The organism is Streptomyces sp. JLSY215 (assembly GCF_059682825.1).
The window spans coordinates 8,479,556-8,494,992 of the sequence record NZ_CM185022.1; the positions used below are offsets into that span (position 1 = coordinate 8,479,556).

Here is a 15,437-nt window from a genome sequence, read left to right on the forward strand (position 1 = left end):
GCCGTCACCGATGCTGCCGCCGCCCGTGCCGCCGTTGGCGGAGTTGCCCCCTTGCACGCTGCCCCCCGAGGAATCCTCGCCCGAGGTACCTCCCAGAGCCCCGCCGGATCCCGCGCCGCTCTCCGCCCCACCCGCTGCCGAGGAGGGACTGGAGGCCGGCGACGGCCGCACCGATCCGGCTTCGCCGGGGCTTCCGTGCGCGCAACCTGCGGCGACGACGAGCACTCCGGCGACGGCGACGATGCGTAAGGGACATCTCTTCACGTCTGTCTCTCGGCGCCCCATGTCCTATCAGCCCCCGTTCTTCTCATAGGGTGCATGGACAACGACGCCCACCGCCCGGTCCTGGTTCCGTTGGCACCGGATGGGAGCGTGCGCGGCTGGGCCAACACCCTCGTAGTTCAAAGGTAGTTGGGGGAACTGACAGACCCCGGTCGCAGGGCGGCCGAATCCGGCTCGATGCCGGATGCCGGCCGTACGGCTGTGGTCCGGACGCGCACGGTTGGCCGAGGTGGCATTCGGCGTATGCCCGGCCGCCTGAGAGTAAGTCAGGCGGATGGCCGGTCGGGGCGGCTCCGTTCCTCCCCCGCCAGGTCTGCGATGACCTCCCGCGCCGCCCGTGCTCCCGATGCCAGTGCTCCCTGGACCGATCCCGTTGCCCGGTGGTCGCCACACACATAGCGGCCTGCGCCCGCGCGGGTGCTGCGGCTGAGCGGCAGCCCCGGAGGCATTGCGGGCAGTGCCTCGTCCACAGCGCGTGTCGCGACCAGGTCCCAGTCGTCGGTGTCGGTCCCGTAGCACTCGGCGAGGGCCGCCCGGACCGCCGTCTCCCGTTCGGCACCGGCACTGCCGAGCACGGAGGTCGCCATCAGCGCGTACCCGTGCGGGGCGTATCCGGAGTGCACCTCGCTCAGCACGCAGCTGTTCACAAAGCGCCCCCGCACGTCCGTCACCAATGTCGGCTCGTGCAGGGGAGAGCGGGAGGCGAGGTGGTAATACGTGGTCACGGCGCGGTACGGCGGAGTGGTCAGCCGCGGCAGCAGACGGTCCGCGGCCGAGGGCCCTGCCGCCACGACCACTGCCCGCGCCGCCACGGTCCGGTCCCCGTCGACCAGGACACCGTCGTGCGTCAGCTCCGTCACCGGTGATTCCAGGGCCAGGGTGCCAAGCGGCAGTTGCGTGGCCAGCAGCTCGGGCACCGCTCCGATGCCCCCGGCCGGCAGGCAGAGGGTGCCGCGGACCATGCTCCGCCACACCAGGTGGAAGAACCGGCTGGAGGTCTCCAACTCGTCCTCGAGGAACACTCCGGACAGGAACGGTCGGAAGAACCGTTCCACGAACTCGTCGGTGAAGCCCGCCCTGGCCAGCGCCCGCCGGGTCGTGGTCTCCCGGCCGCACCGCAGCAGTGCCGCGGGCGCGAGGGCGTCCCGCCCGGCCAGGGCGGCCAGAGCGGCGAGGTCACGCGGCCCCGCGAGCCCGCCGGCCAGCCCCTCCAGGGTCTGCCGAGGTGCGCGGGTGGGGTCGGCGAACCGCAGTCGCCGGTCACCGTCACAGGCCAGGAAGCCGGGCGTGAAGGGACGCAGGCGCAGCCGCCCCAGCGGCATCCGGCGCCGTACCTGCGGATAGGCGGTGTTGAAGACTTGGAAACCCCGATCCACCGTGCACCCCGCCACGAGGTCGGTACGCATGCGTCCACCGGGCCTGTCCTCGGCCTCCAGCAGCCGCACCCGCAGCCCCGCCGTGACCAGGTCCCGGGCACAGGCCAGTCCGGCCGGCCCGGCGCCCACCACGACGACATCCCACTCCGTGCGGTCATGATGTGGGCTGCTCATCTCGTTCCCTCCGTCCGGTGCTGCCCGCGTGCGATCACCCGCACCGCTGTACCTTCCCCCGGAAGCCGCCCGGCGGATGCGTGGACGCGAGGGATGCAGTCGTTCGCCGCACCCGGAAGCGATCCCGAGGTGCGCAGGAGCCGGTGCCTGCGGAGTGCCGTGACCGGAGCGCCGAAGCGCTGGTGCAGGACCTGCCTCTGCGATTGATTCGACTTCGGCCTTGACCTCAACCTTGCTTGAGGCACCAGAGTGATCCACATGAATACCGAAACCGCAGATATCAAGGCGATTGAACAGGTCGTTGCCACTGTCGAGCGCACCCAGCGTGCCAAGGATGTGGAGGGCTTCCTCGCACTGTTCCATCCCGATGCCCTCTGGACGACCGCGCACGGCAAGGTCCTCATCGGCCTCGATGCGATCGCCGAGTTCACCCGCACCGTGCTGCCGGCCGCGACCTGGGACGGCGAGGTCACCTACGAAGCGGTGTACACGCAGTTCCTGCGGCCCGACGTGGCGGCGGTCAAGGTCCGCCAGATCTACCACTCGACGGAGGGCGACACGGAGGGCGCTCCGCTGTACGTCATGACCAAGCAGGACGACGGGAGATGGCTGCTGCAGGCATGCCAGAACACTGAAGTGCGGGTCGGCTAGGGCTTCGGCCAGGGCTTACGTGCGGGGTCATGCGGCTGGTCCGGTCTCGGCTTCCGGTCGCATGGCCCCGGTCCGTGGGGTGAGGCCAGGCCCGTCTCCCGCCGCAGAACGACGACGCACTCGCCGGCGGCGCGGGGGCCCCTCCACCGACCCCGCCGGCACCATCGCCTACCGGTGGGGCGTCTCCCACCTGGGCCGTTTCGCCGGCGAGTACCGCAAGCGCTTCGCCGAACTTCCCTCCGTCACCGCAGCCCGCAGGTAGCCGGCCTCCTGCCGAACAGACGAGGCCTGTGGGCGGCGGACCCGGCGGTGGGCGCCCGCCGACCGCGCCCGCCATACCTGCTGCTCGCGTCCTGTGACTGCCTCGCCGAGCACTGGTCACTCTGATCGTGCCGCTGCTTGTCCCCGTCACGCCGCTCCGTGACCACAGTCGGTCACGGCGCGGAGCGGTCTCGGTCTTCGCCGGCTGTGTCGCCTCCCAGATGATGGCGCCACGTGATCACCCATCGACGCTGCGTAGGCCCCATATCCGACTGTGACGGAGGAAACAGCGCAATAGCCGCGACTGTGAGCATGCTCCCCGGGAGTCAGCGAGAGAGCGAGAACGGCAATGTCCATTCCCCGCCAGTCCAAATCCTTGACGGCCGGTGTGTTGGCCGTCACCACCTTCGTGGTGACGGCGTGCGGTGTCGGTGGCGCCGCGGCGTCCCAGCCCCACCAGGCCAAGGGCAGGAACACTTCCGTTCCGGCTCTGCCCGCGCACTTCACGCAGCAGAAAGTCCAGTGGACGGCCTGTGGCGCGGACGTCACCCCCAAGGCCGTGCCCGGTGCGGAGTGCGGCTGGGTGAGGGTGCCGCTCGACTACGCCCACCCGGACGGGAAGACCGTCGAGCTGCGGGTGTCGCGGGTGCGGGCCAAAGACCCCAGCCGTCGGCTGGGGTCGCTGATCTTCAACCCCGGTGGGCCCGGCGAGGGCGGTGCGGGCTTCGTGGCCGATGGACAGTGGCATGCCGGTGAAACGGCTCGGGCCCGCTACGATCTGGTCGGCTTCGATCCGCGAGGCATAGCCGGTTCCGGGCAGATCAGGTGCCCCGACGGTGCGCCGCAGGAGCCCGAGAATTCGCCGCGTACCGAAGCGGAGGCCGAGCAGGCGTTCGCCGACGCGACCCAGCGGGCCCGCGGTTGCCAACGGGCGAGCGGCGACGTTTTCGCGCACATGGACAGCGTGAGCGTTGCGCGCGACCTGGACGTGCTGCGTGCGGTCCTCGGCGACGCCAAGTTGAACTACACCGGTGTTTCCTACGGCACCTTCCTCGGCCAGCAGTACATGAAGCTGTTTCCCGAGAAGGTGGGTCGGATGGTGCTGGACGGCGTGGTCAATCCCGCCGCCGATATGCAGCAGGTCACCCTACTCGACGTCAAGACCTCCGAAGACGCATTGCGTCGATACGCCCGAAACCTCGTCGCGCGCGGCGATGACCGGCTGGGGGACACGGCCGGGGAGGTCGTGCGGAGGCTCGCCCAGTTCGCCAAGGAGCTGGAGCGGAAGCCGCTGCAAGGGGCCGACGGTGCGGAATTCACCGACGCCACCTTGTCCAGGTTTCTGAGAACGGCCCTGAATGATGAAGAGAGCTGGAAGCGACTTACCAACGCGCTGGTGGCCGCCCTGAACGGGGACGTGAGCGCCTTCGAGAATTTTGAATCCGGTACCGGCGGCGGGAGGCCGACACCGCAGGAGGAGCAGGCCGAGAAGAACACCTCCTTGAGCATGCCGGCGGTGCTGTGCCTGGACTCCCCGTCAGCGCCGAAGTCCCCGAAGGAGATGCTCCGCACCGCCGACGCGTTCGCCGAACAATCGCCGCTCTTCGGTCGCATCTTCGCCTGGCAGATGATCGACTGCGCGACGTGGCCGCTCGCCCCCACCGGTGTGGTCGAGCCGATCAAGGGATCCGGGGCCGCACCCGTGCTGCTGGTCTCGTACACCGACGATCCGCGAACTCCGCTCACGAACGCGCAGGCGGTGCACCGGCAGTTGGACAACAGCTCGCTGCTCGTACGCAAGGGCCGGGGGCACGGGGCGTACGCCTCGGAGAATCCGTCCACGTGCACCGACCGTGCCGTCGACAGGTATCTGGTCGGCGGAAAGCTGCCCGACAAGGTCGCCAACTGCTCGAGCTGACCCGTGACGGCCGGCGAATGTTTCGAGGCCCGGCGTGCGATATCACGCCGGGCCTCCGCGATGTTCACGGCCGGACAACCGCGGCGGCCCGGATCGGCAAGGTCCGTCGCGGCGAGAATCCACAGCGCCTTGCGCAGTCGATCCTTTACGGGTCCTCCCGGCTTCTCAAGCATTTCGATCGGAGCCGGTGCCTGCGGCCTGCCCGACGGCGGCGTCCGGATCTAAATGCTTCGGCCTTCCCGCGATCGGATCGGTAGCACCTTGCTGGACTCGCAGGTCAAGAATCTTGGCCCGCCACCTCCACATCGCGGGCGTCTTCCGCTGGTCCGCCCCTGAGAGAGAGTGCCGTACGTCATAGTGGTGCTTGTGCCCGTGGGGTGGGAGAGGGCGCGCGGGGTCACCCGGAAACGGGTAGTGCACTGAAGCCAATTGGCATATGAACAAGAGCAGTTGAAGCACATCACACACAAATAGGGGGAGCAGTGGCCGAGCAGACACAACCGGGCCGCTTGGTCGGCGGGCGCTACCGCCTGGAGGAGGCCCTGGGCGGCGGAGGGTTCGGCCGTGTCTGGCGAGCGCACGACCAGACCCTCGACGTCGACGTCGCCGTCAAAGAGGTCTGGCTCCCCCCGGCGGCATCCGAGACGGAGCACGCGCAACGACTGGTACGTGCGGAGCGGGAGGCCCGCAACGCCGCCAAGCTGCGCTCCCACCCCCATGTCGTCGCCGTCCACGACGTGGTCATCGAGGAGGGGGCGCCGTGGATCGTCATGGAACTGGTCGAAGGCGCCAACCTGGCCGACCGGCTCACTGAGAACGGGCCGATGCCGGTGGAGGACGTCGCGCGGATCGCGACCGAACTGCTGGCAGGCCTTGGAGCCGCGCACAAGGCGGGAATCGTCCACAGGGATGTGAAGCCCACCAATGTGATGCTCGCCCACGACGGCCGGGCCCTGCTCGCCGACTTCGGCATCGCCGTCCACAAGGGCGATACGGCCGTCACCACGACCGGGGGACTGATCGGCTCGCTGGAATACATGGCACCGGAGCGGTTCGACGGCGTCGACTCCGGTGGCGCGGGAGACCTGTACTCCCTGGGGGTGACGCTGTACCAGGCGCTGGAGGGGGTGTCCCCGTTCCACCGCGACACCCCCACGGAGACTCTGACCGCCGTGGTACTCGGACAGGCACCGGCCCCTCAACGCGCGGGCCGCCTGGAGCCGTTGATCACACAGCTGCTGGACAAGAACCCCGCCAACCGGCCAACCGTGGCGCAGGCCCAGGCCGTGATCGACGGGACCCCGTCGTCTCCGGAGCGCCCCGGAGAACGCGCGGATCGGGGGGAGGCGGCGGATCCCGGAGCGGCTGAGGAGCCCAAGGAGCCCCAGGAGCCCCAGGTGGCACCGATTTCTCTGGAGGCCTCCGAGGCACCCACTCGGCCCGTCCCCCCAGCGGCACCCACCCTCCCTCTCCCCCCGCCGCCGGAGCCGAGCCCGCGCCGCCCTCGCGCGCGCACCATCGCAGCCGCCGCGGTCGCCGTCGCGGCCGTCATCGGGGGCATCATCGCCATCACGGCAGGCGGCAACGGTGAGGCCCCCGACACCGGCGCGAGCCGCACTCCACCGAGTTCCTCAGCCTCGGACCGGGCCGGAGGGGGTGACGAGCTGGGATCCTCACCTGGCGGCAGCGGCGGCATCACCACCGAGGCCGGTTGCGAGAACCTGTCCAAGGTCATCGGGAAGTGGGACAGGATTGTCACATCCAACCGCTACGGCAACGGCCAGGCACCGGTCGAGGACCTGCTCCAGGAGATACAGGACCTGGAAAGGGCAAACCTGGCCAAGGCGACGGCACCGGCGGTCAAGGCGGAGCTGCAGAAGGACCTGGACGGCGCCACCAGGGCCCTCAATGCCTACCGCTCCGGCGATGAGAAGACCGTCGACAACGTGCTGTGGGAGCGCGCCTCGCGCGGCTCCGCCATGGTCCGCGCCTGCCACGGAATGGCTTCTAGGTCACCGTCCTGACCTCTGCCGAAGGCCAGGGCGGTCCCCAAGCGCCGAAGCCGTTGAGGAGGATCTCGCCCCCTGACCCGACCGTATTGGGTGTCACCGGTTCTGGCAGGAGCAACCGCACTGCGGTCGCCACCCCCAAGAACCCCTACTAGGTGGATGGCGACAGTAAGACCTGGCTCGACGCCGAGCGCCTCAAGCCCGGTATGCGCCTGCGGGCCGGCATCAACAGGTTCGTACAAGTCACCGCGACCAAGGGCTGGCCCTCATCCAGCCAGCCAGTCCACAACCTGATCGTCGCCGGGCTCCATGCCTGCTAGTGCTCGCGGGCGCTACACCTGATCTGGTTCACAACTACCAGGGTGGTGCTGATTTCGTGGCTCATCTAGGACCGTAGCTGCCCTAGATGACTCCTAGTGTCGTCACATCACGAGGAACCACACGAGGGGACAAGACCGATGGACCACACTGCGCCCGAGGGCTACACCAGCGTTGCGCCGTGGGTGGTCACCGACGACACCGGTGCACTGCTCGACTTCATCACCGCCGCGTTCGACGGCAAAGAACTTGCACGGGTGCCGGTCGAGGACGGCAGCATCGGCCATGGCGAGATCCGAGTCGGCGACACGGTCGTGCTGGCCTTCGACCGACGGCCCGACTGGCCGGTGATGCCTTCGCTGTTGCGGGTCTACGTCCCGGACGCGGACGCCGCCATGGCGGCCGCGGTCGCGCACGGGGCCCAGGTGGTCACCAAGGCTGTCGACAGCGCGTGGGGGGATCGCGGCGGCCGGGTGCGGGATCCGTTCGGAAACATCTGGTGGGTGATGAGCCGGGTCGAGGACATCGCACCGGACCGGGCCTGGGAGCGCATGTCCGAGCCGAAGTACGCCGAAGCGATGCGCACGGCCCAGGAGACTCTGGACGCCGCGCTGAGCGGCCGGGAGTCAGGGGTGGCAAGTGCCCCGCAGCGCCCGACCCACTGAGATCGACTTCCGACCTGACCGCAGATGGCGGGAGTTGAGGGCCGACCGCGGTCCACAGACGTGACGAAGCTCCTGGTAGCCGGGTTCTCGACCAAGATCACCTGTGCCGCTAGGAGCTTCGCGTGCCGGTCTGCGCGTCATCGATCGATCTGCCGGCCCGCACTCTGAGGTACCTGGCCGGTCAACTCATCGCCCGGCGGCCGGAGATCGGTACACGCCGGCCCGACCTTGCCCGAGGCGATGAAGGAAACAAGGTCAGTACCTGTTTCTGATCTCCGGTGGCCGGGGGAGAGAGTTCAGCCCTTGATGTTCGCGCGGTTTCGATCGGCGTTTAATCACTTGACCCGGTCCGTACGGTGTTCGTGTGAAGGGCATTCCGATCGACGAACTCCGCACCGCGTATGACGCCCAACTCCGTGGTGTCACCCCGCCTGGCGGCAGCGCTCGCATCGAGAGGGACGGCCCATTGACCCGTGTCGTCGGTTGGCGCCGTGGCTTCGTCACGGGCCCACGCGACCTCGGTGTGTGCGGGGCAGAACTCGACTCGCTCATTGCGCGGCAGCGTGACTTCTACGCTGCCCGGGGTGAGGCGGTCGAATGGAAGACTCGCGCTCATGATCTCCCCGCCGACCTCACTGACCGACTCACGGCGGCCGGCTTCGCCGCCGAGGACAGCGAGACCGTGCTCATCGGGCAGTCCGCAGACCTTGCCGCCAACCCCGTCCTGCCCGACGGCGTGACCCTCCGCCGTGTCACCGCAAGATCAGACCTCCAGCGCATCGCCGCCATGGAGAGCACCGTCTGGGGCGAGGACTGGAGCTGGCTCGCCGACGACCTGACCGCCCGGATCGAGAACGCCCCGGAGAACACCATCGTCCTCGTCGCCGAGGCAGGCACCGAAGTCGTCTGCGCCGCCTGGCTGGTGTTCAACGACGGCGTCGACTTCGGCGGCCTCTGGGGCGGCTCCACGCTCAAGGAATGGCGCGGACGGGGCATCTACCGGGCCATGGTCGCCCATCGAGCCCAACTCGCTGCTGCCCGCGATGTTCCGTACGTCTACGTCGACGCCTCAGCCGACAGCGCCCCGGTCCTCACCCGCCTTGGTCTGCACGTGGTCACGACGACGACACCGTATGTCTGGTCGCCCTGAGTCCAGTCGGCCTTCGCCGGCTCCTCAGCTTGTGTGCGCACTCGATTCAGCTTGGGTGCGCGCTCGATGAACGGGCCGACCCTCACGGCGACGTCCTGGGCGAGGCCGGGCATCCAGGGGCTCCGGGGCGCGTAGCGTGGCGAGCATCGCGCGGAACGCTTCGACGACGGCCTGGTCCTCGGGGGAGAGAGCACCGGGCGCGTTGACGCAGCGGAGAACGGGTCAGTGCTGCGCCCGTCGCGGCGCGGCGGCTGTCTCGGAGCAGGGGCGGGTCGGATTGGCCGGCCGCGTCAGTCAGCTCCCCAGGAACCGCAGGACCGCCAGCACCCTGCGGTTGGTGCCGTCATCCCGCGGCAGCCGCAGTTTGTCGAACACCGCGTTGGTGTGCTTCTCCACCGAGCTCCTGGAGACGAACAGTTGCTGTGCGATGGCCGTGTTGGTGCAACCCTGAGCCATGAGCGTCAACACGATGCGCTCACGGTCTGTCAGCAGATCGAGATCATCGGTGTGGCGCGTGCGCGCCAGAAGGCGGCGCACCACTTCCGGATCGAACACCGTGCCGCCGCCGTGCACCCGCTCCAGCGCGGACAAGAACTCCTCCACCCTTCCCACCCTGTCCTTCAGCAGATATCCCACGCCCCGGGTGTCGGCCGCCAGCAGCTCGGCGGCGTACCGCTGCTCGACGTACTGCGACAGCACCAGGACTCCCACCTGCGGGTGCTCGGACCGAAGCCGCAGCGCGGCCCGCAATCCCTCGTCGGTGTGGCTCGGCGGCATGCGCACGTCCACGACGGCGACGTCCGGGGGCCCGGCGGCCACTGCGGCCAGCAGCGCGTCCGCGTCCCCCACCGCGGCAGTCACCTCGTGCCCTTCGTCGACCAGCAGGCGGACCAGACCCGCGCGCAGCAGCGCGGAGTCCTCGGCGATCATCAACCGCATGGCAGCTCCGCAACCACATGCGTGGGGCCGCCCGGTGGGCTGTCCACGGTCAGACGCCCGTCCAGCGCGGTGATGCGGCGTGCCAGGCCGGTCAGTCCCGGCCCGGCGGGATCGGCGCCGCCATGCCCGTCGTCGCGCACCGACACCCTCACCACGTCGGCATCCTGGCCGATCGCCACCTCGATCCGGGTGGCCCCGGCGTGCTTGGCCGAATTGGTGAGGGCCTCGCGCACCGCGAAATAGGCGGCCGTTTCTATGGCAGGGGTCGGCCGCTGCGTCAGGTCGCCGCTGAGGTGCACCGGGATGGGCGAGCGTTCGGCGTCCACGGCCAGTGCCTCGCGCAACCCCAGCTTGTCGAGCGATGCCGGATACACCCGCCACGCCACCTGCCGCAGCTCCTCCAACGCCTGCTCAGCCTCGGTCTGTGCCTGCCGGCACAGCTCCTCGGAGTTCTTGCGGCGTGCCCGTCCGAGCAGCATCGCCACCACGATCAGCCGCTGCTGCAGCCCGTCGTGCAGGTCGCGCTCGATGCGGCGCCGTTCGGCATCCACGGCCTCGACGATCCCCGAGCGCGAGGCGGCGAGTTCGTCGATCCGGCGGCGCATCCGGGTCAGCTCGTCGGGGCGGAGGAAACGGCTGATCAGCCGCCGTTCCAGTTCGGCGACGGCAGCCAGGCCGGCCAGGTCGAGGAAGAGCAGCAGCAGCCCGGCGGTGAGGAGGTACCCGGCGACCGGCCAGGTGGGGCCCATACCGTCGACATCATGCCCGGTCAGCCAGCGCGACAGTCCGGAGGCGGCCGTCCAGCCGCCCGCCGCCAGCAGGAACAGCGCCCCGCCGCCGAGCAGGCCCACGGGGATGCGGCACCACAAGTAGGCAACGGCCCGGCGCGGTTCGATACCCCCCGGGGACGCCGCGCCCCCGCCGAGCAGGGCGGCCACTCGCCGCCGTTCCAGCTCGGCCAGACGGACCGGCAACCCGGGGGAGCGCGCCAGGCCCGCCGCGGCGAGGACGGCGGGCGCGGCGAGCGCTGAGACCGCGCCGAGGATGATGCCGACCGCGGCGCGTGCGGGCCTCATGCCCGGTGCCGGGCGCCGGGGCGGCGGCGCAGCCGCGCCGCGAACCAACGGGCGACGGCCAGCACCGCCACCGCCACGACTGCCTTCGACACCCATCCCCCGTACTCCTCCACCAGCTGCCAGTTGTCGCCGAGCCAGTATCCCAGCAGGACGAACGCGGTGTTCCAGGTCAGGCTGCCGAGGGCGGTCAGGGCGGTGAAGGCCGCCACCGGCATGCGCTGGATCCCGGCCGGGACGGAGATGAGGCTGCGCACCACCGGCACCATGCGGGCGAGCAGTACGGCGGCGCGGCCGCGCCGGGCGAACCACGCCTCGGCGCGATCGATCTCGTGCGGGCGGACGAAGGGGATGCGGGCGGCGAGCGCGCGGGTGCGTTCGCGGCCGAGGAGAGCGCCCGCGGCATACACGATCCAGGATCCGACAATGGAGCCGACCGTGGTCCAGACGATGACGGCCGCCAGGCTCAACCGCCCCTGCCCGGCAGCGAATCCGGCAACAGGGAGGACGATCTCACTGGGGATGAACGGCAGGACCGTGTCGACGAGGTTGGTCAGCCCGGCACCGGCGGCTCCGAGTGAGTCCATGACCTCGACGGCCCATCCGGCGATGCCGCCGGCTGGCTCAGCGGAGGAGGCGAGGAGCGGCGCGAAGGCCGGGGTTGCGAACATGCGCTTCACGCTAGGCCGCGGCCAGGAGGCCCACCATGCGGTCGACCACCCGATCGGACTGCGGTTTTCCGCAATCATCGGCGATCCCTTGCTGGTTCCAACCCACCACACCCAGGTGTCAAGGAAAGCCCCACCGCCGGACGCGTTTCACAGGGCTCGTGAAACACCCGCCCGCCCGCCCGGCGGTCCACCTGCATCGATCACGATTCATGAGGTGCTGCACACCACTGGACGCCTGAAACACCCTCGTTGGCCGTGCTTCCAGAGCCGAAGAGGCACGCCTGGGCGCACTCGCCTCCGGGCGCTACGTCGGTTACATGAGTGAGCGACGTCCGTATCCGAGTGATCTGTCCGATGCCCGCTGGGCGTTGATCGAGCCGGTGCTGTCTTCCTGGCGGGCCGAGCGGCGGCGGCATGCCCTGGACATCGGCCGCCCGCCCGAGCACGATCTGCGCGAAATCATGAACGCGATCCTGTACGTGGACCGGACCGGTGTGCAGTGGCGTTACCTGCCACACGACTTCCCGCCCCTTCCGTGGAATCAGAGATGTCGATGTCAAGCGGTGTGCTTGTGGATCACGCCGAGGTAGTGGCGTTCACGATGGGGGACGTGGTCGTCGCGGCCAGGCGTGAAGAACACCGCGCAGACCGCGGCGGGTTGGGTAAGGATGCTGGATTGCTCTCCGAACGTGAGGCGGTCGTTGATGTCGTGGCGGCAGTCGACTGCGTCAAGGCCGGCGATCAGGTCCTCTCGGAGCACCGTGGACGGGTAGGACTCCGAGTCGGGCAGGACCAGGGGCGGCAACTTGGCCGTCGAGCCTGGCCGGAGCCTGATCCAGATTCCGCTTACCAGGCGTTGGGTGATGACCAGCTCCAGGTCGTTCCAAGCGTGGGGGTAGCCGTCGATGTCCGGTCTCATCCGGATGGCGGGGTGCGGGCGTCCTGGGCCCAGGAGATCCTCGGCCTCGGTCAGCGGCATGCCGCAGTGAAGCGGGCCGACACTGCCGGTCCGGGCGAAGTCGACGAGCACGTTCATCAAGGTCACGACGCTGACTCTGGCATCTTCTCGTGCCGGCCCACACCTGGATAATGCTGGAGGGTCCTCAGCACGGCTCACCAGGTCGGCACGATCGCGTGCGGGTGGTCAGGTCGATGACCGGCAGCAGAGTCGCAGTCGTGGGGGCACCGAGCTGGCGGGGTATCGGGCCGGCAGGTGTGGGGACGTCAGTGAGCGGGATGTTGGCCAGCATCTTCTGCAGGTTGTCTTTCGCCTCCAGCAGTTGGCCTTTGCTGGATTCCTTCGGAGTGTAGGAGTCGCAGCGTGCGCAGCCATGCGGTGCTGGCATTGCTCGAAGGAGGTGGAGGTGCACCAGCCATGGCCGAGGTCGTAGTACTGCCAGGGCTCGCCGCTGGCAGCGGCGCCGGAGGCGACCGCGTCGCGGTCGTTGGTTCAAGTACTGGTGAAGGCGGTCGTCGCGCTGTACGGCTCTTGGCGAAGCGGGAGTGCCCGTCGCGTCGGCCGTAGGACGGCCATGTACCCGGGGCACGCAAGTTCGCTTAATCTGGGCGTGCCGGATGGCCCTGACTGGAGGCCGTACCCGGAAGGCCCCTGGACGCAGGAATGCGCTGCGTCGTGCTGGGGCACCGATGCCGCTTCGACACGTATGCAGGGACGGACCAGCAGATGCAGGTGAGGTATGAGACCGGCCTCGTGCCCTTTGCAGGCCCGCTGGGGCGAGAATCGCGACATGGGGTGACGGGAGAAGCAATCTACGGCGGGGGCCCGGCTTGGGGGGTGAGACGTCGTGGATAAGGTCGCGCTCACAGCTGCCGGTCTCTACACCATCGTCCTGCTCCGCGCCGGAGGGACCTTCGCCGTCGGCTGGCTCGCCGGGGCCGGTGCCAGGCGCGGCAGGCTCGCGGAGCGGATCTCCACGCCCAAGTTCCGAAGCGCCGAACGGGCGATCAAGCGGTGGGGCGCACCGGTGGTGGCCGTCTCATTCCTGACCGTCGGATTCCAGACCGCTGCCAACTTCCTCGCGGGGAGTATGCACATGCCTCTGTCGCGCTACCTCCCGGCACTGTTCGTGGGCGGAGCGGGCTGGGCGCTGGTCTACGCGACGGTAGGGATCGGCGCGCTGGAACTGCTGGCAAGGCTTTTTGCCGAGCAGACCGTGATCGGCGCGGGCGCGGTCACCGCGCTCTTCCTCGCGGTGAGTGGCGTGATGGTGTATCGGCGCAGAAAAGCCGCCACGACCAACTGCGACACTGCGGCCGACGAATCCTGAAAGGCCGCCCGCATACTGACTGCGAGCCAGCCAAAACTCTCTGCCCTGGTGCCCAACAGCCCTGAGTCGACGATCTCGCACATGACCGAGAACCAGCGCGGTCGCTTACCCACTCATGCTCGATGCAATCGAGGAGCTGCGCCGACACGGTCGGATTGCTCAGATCCACCTCTGTCGCAGAGCGCGGGGGGCGCCCCAGGCCAGGAAGGCGCCGGTGCTGCCCGGTGCCAACTCGTCCCTGATGCTGCAGGCAGCGGGCGGGGCGGGGCTGCGGGAGCGGAAGAAGGCGCGCACCCGCGAGGCCATCGCCGCTACGGCACTGCGCCTGTTCCTGGAGTCCGGGTTCGGGAAGGTCTCGATCACGCAGATCGCCGAAGAGGCGGAGGTCTCCCGGCGAACCTTGTTCACGTACTTCCCCACGAAGGAAGACCTCGTTCTGCAGCTGTTCGCCGACCACGAGGACGAAGCCGCCCGGGCCGTCCGGGCGCGCCGGCCCGGGCAGCCACCACTGGACGCGCTGCGGATAGCGCTGCTGGACGCCCTGCGGCGGCGCGATGCGAATACCGGCCTGAATGACAGCACCGAGAGCCTGGCCTTCTACCAGCTCGTCAGCGGCACCGAGTGCCTGGCCGCCGGGCTGACGCACTACACGTCACGCGGGATGGACGCGCTGGCCGCCGCGCTCCAAGAAGCCGCCTTCGATCCGCTCACCGCGCGCCTGGCGGCATCACAGGTGATCACGGTGATACGTGAACTCGCCGACCAGAATCATCAAGCCCTGGCCGGCGGGACGTCCGCCGCCGACCGGTACCCGGAAGCGGTCCGAGCCGCCAATCAGGCATTCGACCTGCTGCGCGACGGCCTGGGGTCCCTCCCGGATTCCGGCGGGCAACCTTTGTCTTGACCTATTGACCTACTGACCTACACCAGTCCGATCAGGCTGGAGAAGACCGGTCCGCGCCGCTGCTGGCGGGACCACCGGTCCATACGCTCACGCCTGCGGACACAGCACGCTCGGCCCGGTTGTGACTCGGACGGAGCTCCCGCCCGCCGCCACGTTGGAGGTTTGCGGCAGACCCCACAGGGGGGTGGCGACTTCACCGATCGCGCGGCGGACGTGCTCGGAGTCCAGCAGGTTCTGCGCCGCGCGCCGGACTCGGTTGCCGTGCCGGTCGAACTGGAGGGAGGCGACCGTTCGACGGCCTCACGGCGCCGTTCCGTGCCGGCGCGCAATGGTGGAGTCGGGCATGGGAACTCTCTGAACGAGTAGGGCTATCCATCGAGGTACTGGTGTCTGATGTCGGCGGGTGTGATGAAGAGTTCACCGTCGCGGACCTGCCATTCGGTCGTCCCCTCGACTTCGTGGCCGGCAAGAAACAGTCCCTGGACAAGGTCTCCGTCATCGTCGGAAGGGGGGATCCGAGCGATCTTTCTGATCTGGTCGGTGAACCAGCTCAGGGCCGACTCACGGATGTCAGCGCCGTAGAAGATGTAGTGGGTCCAGTTGACGTGCTGGCGGGGTGAGCCCCATCCGTTGGCGTAGTGGTTGTCTTCGTGTGAGGAGATGATCTCTTGGATGGCGGCGAGTTGCGTCTCGTCGCACTCCAGCCACCCTCTGATCGACACGTAAGTGCCCACTGGCGTGTCCTCTCTCATCCTCAG

At 69.1% G+C, this 15,437-nt stretch carries 14 protein-coding genes and 1 pseudogene; 9 read left to right on the plus strand and 6 right to left on the minus strand.

The window, feature by feature from the left end; genetic code table 11:
- Positions 1 to 548 precede the first annotated feature (548 nt).
- Positions 549 to 1,832 (minus strand): NAD(P)/FAD-dependent oxidoreductase, encoded by a 1,284-nt coding sequence (locus AC5677_RS37330; protein ID WP_497192323.1) that lies wholly within the window; start codon positions 1,830 to 1,832, stop codon positions 549 to 551.
- Between the two features lie 258 nt (positions 1,833 to 2,090).
- Here AC5677_RS37330 and AC5677_RS37335 point away from each other — a divergent pair, with 258 nt between their 5' ends.
- The 6 genes from AC5677_RS37335 to AC5677_RS37360 all read left to right on the plus strand — a co-directional run bounded on the left by AC5677_RS37335 (position 2,091) and on the right by AC5677_RS37360 (position 8,804).
- A complete protein-coding gene (locus AC5677_RS37335) occupies positions 2,091 to 2,483 on the plus strand; it encodes an SgcJ/EcaC family oxidoreductase (RefSeq protein ID WP_497192324.1) in 393 nt (130 codons plus the stop codon).
- 610 nt (positions 2,484 to 3,093) lie between these two features.
- Positions 3,094 to 4,662, plus strand: coding sequence for an alpha/beta hydrolase (locus AC5677_RS37340; RefSeq protein WP_497192325.1), 1,569 nt, complete (start codon positions 3,094 to 3,096; stop codon positions 4,660 to 4,662).
- Between the two features lie 482 nt (positions 4,663 to 5,144).
- Positions 5,145 to 6,686, plus strand: coding sequence for a serine/threonine-protein kinase (locus tag AC5677_RS37345; RefSeq protein WP_497192326.1), 1,542 nt, complete (start codon positions 5,145 to 5,147; stop codon positions 6,684 to 6,686).
- 140 nt (positions 6,687 to 6,826) lie between these two features.
- The gene (locus AC5677_RS37350) at positions 6,827 to 6,991 is read left to right on the plus strand and encodes a hypothetical protein (RefSeq protein WP_497192327.1); all 165 of its coding nucleotides are present in this window, start codon (positions 6,827 to 6,829) and stop codon (positions 6,989 to 6,991) included.
- A gap of 138 nt (positions 6,992 to 7,129) precedes the next feature.
- On the plus strand, positions 7,130 to 7,654 hold the full coding sequence (locus AC5677_RS37355) for a VOC family protein (protein ID WP_497192328.1): 525 nt from the start codon (positions 7,130 to 7,132) through the stop codon (positions 7,652 to 7,654).
- Positions 7,655 to 8,018: 364 nt separating this feature from the next.
- Positions 8,019 to 8,804: a GNAT family N-acetyltransferase gene (locus AC5677_RS37360; RefSeq protein ID WP_497192329.1), complete on the plus strand. Its 786-nt coding sequence runs from the start codon at positions 8,019 to 8,021 to the stop codon at positions 8,802 to 8,804.
- A 294-nt stretch (positions 8,805 to 9,098) separates the two neighbouring features.
- On the opposite strand, the gene AC5677_RS37365 is transcribed toward AC5677_RS37360, so the two are convergent.
- Genes AC5677_RS37365 through AC5677_RS37375 form a run of 3 tightly spaced genes read right to left on the minus strand, consistent with a single transcriptional unit; the run spans position 9,099 to position 11,487 of the window.
- Positions 9,099 to 9,743, minus strand: a complete 645-nt coding sequence (locus AC5677_RS37365) for a response regulator transcription factor (RefSeq protein ID WP_497192330.1) — start codon at positions 9,741 to 9,743, stop codon at positions 9,099 to 9,101.
- Positions 9,734 to 10,819, minus strand: a complete 1,086-nt coding sequence (locus AC5677_RS37370) for a sensor histidine kinase (protein ID WP_497192331.1) — start codon at positions 10,817 to 10,819, stop codon at positions 9,734 to 9,736. The genes AC5677_RS37365 and AC5677_RS37370 overlap by 10 nt, the downstream gene beginning before the upstream one ends.
- Complete coding sequence (locus tag AC5677_RS37375) at positions 10,816 to 11,487, minus strand: DedA family protein (protein ID WP_497192332.1); 672 nt, start codon at positions 11,485 to 11,487, stop codon at positions 10,816 to 10,818. Before AC5677_RS37375 ends, AC5677_RS37370 begins: the two co-directional genes overlap by 4 nt.
- Before the next feature lie 317 nt (positions 11,488 to 11,804).
- On the opposite strand from AC5677_RS37375, the pseudogene AC5677_RS37380 reads away from it, so the two are divergent.
- Positions 11,805 to 12,017, plus strand: a pseudogene (locus AC5677_RS37380) (transposase); the annotation flags it as partial.
- A gap of 26 nt (positions 12,018 to 12,043) precedes the next feature.
- Here AC5677_RS37380 and AC5677_RS37385 read toward each other — a convergent pair.
- Positions 12,044 to 12,532, minus strand: coding sequence for a hypothetical protein (locus AC5677_RS37385; protein ID WP_497192333.1), 489 nt, complete (start codon positions 12,530 to 12,532; stop codon positions 12,044 to 12,046).
- A gap of 760 nt (positions 12,533 to 13,292) precedes the next feature.
- Between AC5677_RS37385 and AC5677_RS37390 the strand changes: the two genes are divergently transcribed.
- A complete protein-coding gene (locus AC5677_RS37390; RefSeq protein WP_497192334.1) occupies positions 13,293 to 13,775 on the plus strand; it encodes a DedA family protein in 483 nt (160 codons plus the stop codon).
- Positions 13,776 to 13,989: 214 nt separating this feature from the next.
- Entirely contained in the window at positions 13,990 to 14,679 is a 690-nt protein-coding gene (locus tag AC5677_RS37395; protein WP_497192335.1) for a TetR/AcrR family transcriptional regulator, read from the plus strand.
- A 368-nt stretch (positions 14,680 to 15,047) separates the two neighbouring features.
- On the opposite strand, the gene AC5677_RS37400 is transcribed toward AC5677_RS37395, so the two are convergent.
- Positions 15,048 to 15,431, minus strand: a complete 384-nt coding sequence (locus tag AC5677_RS37400; protein ID WP_497192336.1) for a hypothetical protein — start codon at positions 15,429 to 15,431, stop codon at positions 15,048 to 15,050.
- Between the last annotated feature and the right edge of the window lie 6 nt (positions 15,432 to 15,437).